Source organism: Hydrogenivirga sp. 128-5-R1-1, from assembly GCF_000171895.1.
The window spans coordinates 1-2,470 of the sequence record NZ_ABHJ01000121.1 but is presented as its reverse complement, the minus strand read 5'-3'; the positions used below and the strand labels follow the sequence as shown (position 1 = coordinate 2,470).

The 2,470-nt window shown below is 31.1% G+C and carries 2 protein-coding genes and 1 pseudogene; all 3 read right to left on the bottom strand.

What is annotated here, in order from left to right:
- Positions 1–29: 29 nt before the first annotated feature.
- Entirely contained in the window at positions 30–770 is a 741-nt protein-coding gene (locus HG1285_RS04500; protein ID WP_008288622.1) for a DUF481 domain-containing protein, read from the bottom strand.
- Between the two features lie 17 nt (positions 771–787).
- Positions 788–2,047: a serine--tRNA ligase gene (serS, locus tag HG1285_RS04505; protein WP_008288621.1), complete on the bottom strand. Its 1,260-nt coding sequence runs from the start codon at positions 2,045–2,047 to the stop codon at positions 788–790.
- An 11-nt stretch (positions 2,048–2,058) separates the two neighbouring features.
- Positions 2,059–2,470 (bottom strand): annotated as a pseudogene (locus HG1285_RS19830) (hypothetical protein); the annotation flags it as partial.

Sequence of the window (2,470 nt, the reverse complement as noted above, 5' to 3'; positions counted from 1 at the left end):
TAAAATGTTTTAAAAGCCATTTTTTCCTCCTAAAAACTAAACTGAATTAAAGTGGAAAAAGTTGTATCTAACCTTTTTATTTTACTACCAACTGGTATATTTTGGTAGTTTGCTGTATAAGATATTTCAAGTGCCAGATTTTTAGTTAAATTATTGATTAAAGATGTTTCAAAATAAACAAAGTAATCCTGAGATTTTCTGCTTGAAACTTTATAAATTAATTTTTGTTTAAATTTTAAACTTTTTAATAATTTTATTCTAAATCTTTCTTCTACATGGTGAAGGAAATATTTTTCTCTTTGCTTATTTGTGAAATAGCTTAACTGATTTAGCTTGTTATATACATAATAAACATAATACGAACCTGTTAGATAAAGCCTGTCTGTATGAAAAAAATATTTCCCAATACCCGGCCCACTACCTATAGAATGTTCATACGCTTGAAACGGATTTCTATAATAATGGACATCCCAAAATGCAAAATAAGGTAAAAATCTCTTTTCCAATCTTAGATTAGAAAGAATACTCTCTGATGTTTTTTTTCCATTTGTCTCTCCGTAAAGTCCATTTAAATCAAAATATATCCTTTTGCTGTCGGTTTTATATGTATATGAAGACTTTATATTTATTGTAGACGTTTCTGTATTACCTGTCGTTTGTACATATCCTAAGCTTATAGATAGCTTTGAGTTGTTTCCATGCAAACTATCAGCAGATAGCGCAGGAATAGATATTAATAAAACACCAAATAAGATTTTTTTTAATTTCAAGCAAACCTCCGTAATATCTACATATATTTTTGTAAAACTTCAGGAATATCAAAACTGCCGTCAGGTTTCTGATAATTTTCCATTACTGCAAGAAGTGTTCTACCAACTGCAAGTCCAGAACCATTCAACGTGTGGACAAATTCATTTTTTCCTTCTTTTGTTTTATACCTAATTTTTGCTCTTCTTGCCTGAAAATCTTCAGTATTTGAACAGGATGATATTTCTCTGTACATGTTTTGGGATGGTATCCAAACTTCTATATCATAAGTTTTAGCAGCTGAAAATCCCAAGTCTCCTGTACAAAGCTCTACTACCCTATAAGGAAGTTCTAAAAGCTGAAGTATTTTTTCTGCTTCATTTACAAGCTTTTCAAGTTCATTATAGGATTCTTCCGGCTTTACAATTTTTACAAGCTCAACTTTGTCAAATTGATGCTGTCTTAAAATACCCCTTACATCTCTACCGTGGGAACCTGCTTCTCTTCTAAAACACGGTGTATATGCTGTGTAGTATTTAGGAAGTTCCTCTTCCTTTAAAATCTCACCTGCGTGTAAATTTGTTAATGAAACTTCTGCCGTAGGAAGTAAATATAAGTCTTCATCGCATATTTTATACAAGTCCTCTTCAAATTTAGGGAGCTGACCTGTGCCTGTTAAAATTTCAGGTTTAACCAGCACAGGAGACCACACTTCAGTATAGCCGTGTTCTTTTGTATGAATGTCAAGCATAAAGTTTATTAGCGCCCTTTCAAGCCTTGCAGCTTCTTTAAACATTACTGTAAATCTTGAACCTGAAAGTTTTGCTCCTCTTTCAAAGTCAAGTATTCCAAGTTTCTCTCCTATTTCCCAGTGTGGAAGAGGTTCAAAATCAAATTTTCTCGGCTCTCCCCACTTTCTAATTTCAACATTTTCAGTTTCATCTTTCCCAACTGGAACTGACTCATAAGGAAGGTTTGGAACAGTTAAAAGCAAATTGTTAAATCGTTTTTCTACTTCCTTTAGCTCCTTTTCTAAACATTCAATTCTTTCATTTTTTGCTACAACCTCTTCTTTTGCTTTTTGAGCTTCTTCTTTTTTTCCTTCTTTAAATAGTTTTCCTATCTCTTTTGAAAGCTTATTTTTTTCAGCCTTTAGCTGTTCAACTTCAGCTATAAGTTTTCTTCTTTCTTTATCTACAGTAAGTATTTCATCTATAACAAAAACAAGGACTTCATCTCTTGTTTTTAATCTTTCTTTTACAAAATCAGGGTTTTCCCTTATAAGTTTTATATCAAGCATTTTTCCTCCATTTATCCGTAAATGTCTGAAATTATTTTAACAACTCTTTCTTTTAGAGGCAGTTTTTTTATTGCTTTTTTACGAAGTGAGTTTATTTCTTCTTTTTCTTTCTCAGCCTTTACATAGTCTTCATCACTTACAAGTCTTAAAGCAAAATCAAAATATATTATAGCTTTTTGAGGGTTTTTATCTGTAATAAGCTTTCCAGCTTCTATTAAAATATTTTTAAATTTCTCATCAAGCTTAATATCGTAGTTTATCTCCATACCTTTTACAATATTATCTGCTGCTTCTTCAATATTTCCTTTCTCATACTCCTGCATAGCCAGTAAAAAATATACGTTTGAAATTTCAACAAAGAATGATTTTTCTTCAGGCATTAAGGTATAGGCTTTTCTAAAATCTTCTATTGCATCTCTATAC